At 62.2% G+C, this 4,426-nt stretch carries 5 protein-coding genes and 2 pseudogenes; 5 read left to right on the top strand and 2 right to left on the bottom strand.

What is annotated here, in order from left to right:
- A pseudogene (locus EOD07_RS24220) lies at window positions 1-359 on the top strand (hypothetical protein); the annotation flags it as partial.
- Here EOD07_RS24220 and EOD07_RS24215 read toward each other — a convergent pair.
- Window positions 349-1,284 (bottom strand): metallophosphoesterase, encoded by a 936-nt coding sequence (locus EOD07_RS24215; RefSeq protein WP_127237240.1) that lies wholly within the window; start codon window positions 1,282-1,284, stop codon window positions 349-351. The pseudogene EOD07_RS24220 and the gene EOD07_RS24215 overlap by 11 nt on opposite strands.
- A gap of 68 nt (window positions 1,285-1,352) precedes the next feature.
- Here EOD07_RS24215 and EOD07_RS24210 point away from each other — a divergent pair, with 68 nt between their 5' ends.
- Both EOD07_RS24210 and EOD07_RS24205 read left to right on the top strand, forming a co-directional pair.
- The gene (locus EOD07_RS24210) at window positions 1,353-1,856 is read left to right on the top strand and encodes an NUDIX domain-containing protein (protein ID WP_127237239.1); all 504 of its coding nucleotides are present in this window, start codon (window positions 1,353-1,355) and stop codon (window positions 1,854-1,856) included.
- Between the two features lie 69 nt (window positions 1,857-1,925).
- Window positions 1,926-2,399: an ABZJ_00895 family protein gene (locus EOD07_RS24205; protein ID WP_127237238.1), complete on the top strand. Its 474-nt coding sequence runs from the start codon at window positions 1,926-1,928 to the stop codon at window positions 2,397-2,399.
- 20 nt (window positions 2,400-2,419) lie between these two features.
- Here the strand turns inward: EOD07_RS24205 and EOD07_RS24200 are convergent, their stop codons facing one another.
- Window positions 2,420-3,406, bottom strand: coding sequence for a glutathione S-transferase family protein (locus EOD07_RS24200; RefSeq protein WP_127237237.1), 987 nt, complete (start codon window positions 3,404-3,406; stop codon window positions 2,420-2,422).
- A gap of 294 nt (window positions 3,407-3,700) precedes the next feature.
- Between EOD07_RS24200 and EOD07_RS24195 the strand changes: the two genes are divergently transcribed.
- Together EOD07_RS24195 and EOD07_RS38655 are read left to right on the top strand one after the other, a co-directional pair.
- Entirely contained in the window at window positions 3,701-4,306 is a 606-nt protein-coding gene (locus EOD07_RS24195) for an N-acetyltransferase (protein ID WP_082369752.1), read from the top strand.
- Between the two features lie 27 nt (window positions 4,307-4,333).
- Window positions 4,334-4,426, top strand: a pseudogene (locus EOD07_RS38655) (3-hydroxyacyl-CoA dehydrogenase); the annotation flags it as partial.

Raw genomic sequence — 4,426 nt, 5'->3', positions numbered from 1 at the left:
TCGCCATGGGGCGCGACCGCCGCACCTACCGCTTCCTCAAGGATACGCGCGTCGGCCGTGTGGTGCTGGCCGAGACGACCGAGATGAAAGCCGTCGCCGATGCGGTGACGCGCTACGTGGCCGAACGGGTCGTCGAGCGGCAGCACATGATGGAGGGCGGCCTGGAGAGCGCCGTTCCCGGCCTGCATCGTCGCGTGGTGCGGGAAGCGGAGCCGCCCATGCAATCTGAAAGCCGCCTCAATGGCTGGACGACCTTCTTCGCCGGCCTCGGCCTGATCACCGCCGGCGCCCTTGTCGGCCTGGCGGTCTCGCTGGCGATGTTCTGGGATCGCATCGTGCACATGAAGATCAGCTTCTGACGAGTTCGCGGTCCTTCACGGCCGGCATGTCGAGATCCGTCGTTTGCAGGTCCGAAGGCGGCAGCGCCGGTCCGGTCAGGCCGCGCCGCGTCAAGCGCACGCTCCAGGCACCCTTTTCGCCATCGATCTCGAACAGATTGTACTGAGCGGCCGGATGCTTGCCGCCCGGCGCCTGCCCTGCGGCGGCAACCCCGACCACGGGCACCTTCGCGCCACGTGCGCCGATGCTGAACAAGGACGGCAGATGCGAATGACCGTGCAGGACGAGCTCCGCGCCGTGCCGGCGAATGACCTTGTGAAAACGGGCGATGCCGAACAGCCGCTTATGCTGCTGGACGGCGCCGCGCACTGGCGGATGGTGGATCATGATGGCGCGAAACAGCCCTTGCTTCGCCGCGTCGTCGAGAACCTTGCCGAGCCGCTCGGCCTGTCCTTCCATGAAGAAGCCGTTGGCCATGAAGGGTGCCGTGGCGCGCGCCGTGGTGACGCCGATCAGCGCGACATTGCCGCGCACGCGCAGATACGGAAAGGAATTGCGGTCGACCGGAGTGTTGACGCCGTCGCCCGTCATCCAGGGAGCCCACGCCCGGCAGACCTTGTCGAAGGCGCCCGGCACATAGGCGTCGTGATTGCCTGGCACCACGGAAACATCCTGCGGCGATCCAAGCGTCTCCAGCCAGTGCTTCGCCATCTCGATCTCGCCGTCGAGCGCCAGGTTGACGAGGTCTCCGGTGACGGCAAGATGGTCCGGCGCATTCGCCTTGATGTCGGCGACGATGGTGTCGATGACGGCGTCATGCATATGGCGGCGGCGGTTGCGCTGCCAGTTGACATAGCCAAGCACGCGCTTGGACGCGAGATCGCGATAGGTTACATCGGGCAGCGGTCCCAGATGAGCGTCGGAAATATGCGCGAGCCTGAACATGGTCTCTTCTTAAGCGACGCCGGCGAGGCTTTCCACTCACCCTTTGCTGTTCGCCCAGGGATCGTTCGATGACCGGCACAAGCGATCCGGAAGAGGTGTTCCGCCAGACAGGCTGGCCGGGCCTGCGGGCGAGGCTCTTTCATTTTTATTTCGTGCTGCGCCGCCCGATGACGCTCGGCGTGCGCGGCCTGGTTTATGACCGCGCCTCCAATGCCGTTTTCCTGATCCGCCACACCTATGTTCCGGGCTGGCAGCTACCTGGCGGCGGCGTCGAGATCGGCGAGACGCTCGAGGAAGCGCTGGCGCGCGAGCTGGCCGAGGAAGGCAACATCGCCCTGACGGCCCCGCCTGTGCTGAAGTCGATGCATTTCAACCGCCGCTCCAGCAAGCGCGACCATGTCGGCCTTTATCTGATCGAAGCCTTCAGCCAGACCGCGCCGAAACGGCCGGACCATGAGATCGCCGAAGCAGGTTTCTTTCCGATCGACCGTTTGCCGGAGGGCACGACGCCGGCGACGCTGCGGCGGATCGGAGAGATTTTCGGGGGCGTAAGACTCTCACCCTACTGGTAATCTTCGAGAGCGATCATCTTGCTCTCTCCAGCCAAAGTATTATTATTTCCTCGATTAGGGGGAAGCAGTATGGCTGTAGATCAACGAGATTTTCCAAATCTCTGGCCATATGTTGTTTTTTATTTTCTGATGACGACAATATTGTCTCTAGCATGGACCGGATACTGGTATTTTGTCCCATCCGCTCTGGAAAACGACAGCGTGGTCGTGGCCGCAAACGCCGGCATCGTATTTGGGTCGACGGCGACGGCATGCGCAGCATTCATAAGGCGCCACGGCAGGCTTTTCACCCGATCAGAATATTGGAGAATGATTTCTTATTCGACCATGGCATCCTTGCTGTTTACGATTATTTCCTACGTATTTTTTTCTGCAATCTGGCCCGCAGGCAACCTTTCACCTAGCATGTGGGTGCTGGTGATTACGCAAGTGGTTTTTGTTTTCCTACTTAACGCCGCCGGCTTCTCCAGCCGGTTCGGCAAAATCATTTTGAAAGCCCATAAAAAGAGGCAAATCCAGCTCGACACCGAGCCATTCCGATAGGCCCCTGCTAAAAGCGAATATCACGCCGCCTTCCTGAACCTGTTGCGATCATGCGCCGCCGCATAGTCGAGCTCGGGCCCCGCCGGAATGATCCCCGTCGGGTTGATCGATCTGTGGCTGCCGTAATAATGCGCCTTGATGTGATGCAGGTTGACCGTGCCCGAGACGCCGGGCACCTGGTAGAGATCGCGCAGATAGTTCGACAGGTTCGGGTAGTCGGCGATGCGGCGCAGATTGCATTTGAAGTGACCGACATAGACCGGATCGAAACGCACCAGCGTCGTGAACAGCCGCCAGTCCGCTTCGGTGATGTGTTCGCCAGCCAGATAGCGCTGCTTCGAAAGCCGCTCCTCGATCGTATCGAGCGCCGCGAACAATTCGCCGAACGCTTCCGCATAGGCTGTCTGCGTGGTGGCGAAGCCGGCGCGATAGACGCCGTTGTTGATCGCCGGATAGACCAGCGCATTGATCCTGTCGATCTCCGCGCGCCGCGCCGCCGGGTAGAAGTCGAGACCCGCATCGCCCCATTCGTCGAAGGCCGAATTGAGCATGCGGATGATCTCGGAGGACTCGTTGTTGACGATCGTCTTTTCCTGCTTGTCCCACAGAACCGGCACCGTCACGCGGCCTGAATAGGCCGGATCGGCCTTGGCGTAGATCTGGTGCAGGAAATCGAGGCCGTAGAGTGTGTCGCCCGTGGCGCCGTCCTCGGTTTTGAAGGTCCAGCCGTTTTCGCCCATGAAATGGTGCACCACGGAGACGGAGATGATGCCCTCCAGCTTCTTCAGGGCGCGGAAGATCAGCGTACGGTGTGCCCAGGGGCAGGCGAGCGACACATAGAGATGATAGCGGCCGGGTTCGGCCTTGAAGCCGCGCGTGCGGCCTTCCGCCGGCGCGCCGTCGAGTGTGATCCAGTCGCGCCATTGCGACTCTCTCCGTATGAACCGTCCGCCGCTGTCGGTGTCGAACGGGCGGTCCTGCCATTTGCCTTCGATCAGCAATCCCATGGTGAAAAATCTCCCTGTGTCTGAACCGATATCTAGACCGATAAGCGGACTGGCGAAGCCTTCGGGCACTGAACAGTTCGTCAAACGACGAACCAGTTCATCGGCTGGAACAAAGAAAGACAAAAGGCATCGATTGCAGCGACACAAAATTGGTGCTAGCGGAGGCGCCCATGTTCGACTTTGCCTCGATCCGGTTCGACCGACGACGAAAGGGCGCCCGCGCTTAAGAAGCGCTGACTGGCGAACGCTGCCGCTTTGCAGCAGACCTTCCTCGTATACCGGAACGCAAAGACCATGAGCCTTGCCGACGTGAAATACCTGCCGGAAACCCCGGCGCATGATGCCGAAATCGAAGCCATCAACGACGAGGCCTTCGGCCCCGGTCGTTTCGTGCTTGCCGCCTACAAGATCCGCGAGGCCGGCGGGCACGACCGCTCGATGTCCTTTGTTGCCGTCAAGGACGATACGGTGATCGCGTCGGTGCGCATGACGCGCGTGGCCGCGGGCGCCGGTCGCGCCATGATGCTCGGCCCGCTTGCGGTGCGCCCCGCCTTCAAGAATCTCGGCATCGGCCGCAAGCTGGTCGCGATCGCGCTGGAGGCGGCCAGGAAGGCCGGTGCGCCCGCCGTCATCCTGGTTGGCGACGAACCCTATTACGGACCGCTCGGCTTCAAGCGCTTCCCGCGCGGGCAGATAACCATGCCGCGCCCGGTCGATCTCGACCGGCTGCTGCATCACGAGATCAAGCCGGGCGCCGTCGCCCGCTTTGCCGGCGATGTCTGTCACGCCAGCACCGCAAGGGTTGCGGAATTTGCCCCGGCCGTGGCGCGTTCGGCCGCCAGTGCGCAGCCGTCGATCGACCCGCCTATTGCGGTTGCGCCGCCTTTGCGCGCTTCGTAGCATGATCCGGAATCCTGGGAGGCTTGCATGAACCCGAACGGCCAGATCGCGATCGTCACCGGCGGGGGATCCGGCCTTGGCGAGGCAACGGCGCGCGCGCTTTCCGCCAAGGGCGCCCGC

The sequence above is a fragment of the Mesorhizobium sp. M2C.T.Ca.TU.002.02.1.1 genome (assembly GCF_003997225.1).
Note: the sequence above shows the minus strand (reverse complement) of the source record. Positions and strands in the feature narration are given on the sequence as shown.

Bases quoted from the DNA above. Each gene is read 5' to 3' on its own strand.
- EOD07_RS24215 (WP_127237240.1), bottom strand. From the start codon at position 1,284: ATGTTCAGGCTCGCGCATATTTCCGACGCTCATCTGGGACCGCTGCCC.
- EOD07_RS24210 (WP_127237239.1), top strand. From the start codon at position 1,353: ATGACCGGCACAAGCGATCCGGAAGAGGTGTTCCGCCAGACAGGCTGG.
- EOD07_RS24205 (WP_127237238.1), top strand. From the start codon at position 1,926: ATGGCTGTAGATCAACGAGATTTTCCAAATCTCTGGCCATATGTTGTT.
- EOD07_RS24200 (WP_127237237.1), bottom strand. From the start codon at position 3,406: ATGGGATTGCTGATCGAAGGCAAATGGCAGGACCGCCCGTTCGACACC.
- EOD07_RS24195 (WP_082369752.1), top strand. From the start codon at position 3,701: ATGAGCCTTGCCGACGTGAAATACCTGCCGGAAACCCCGGCGCATGAT.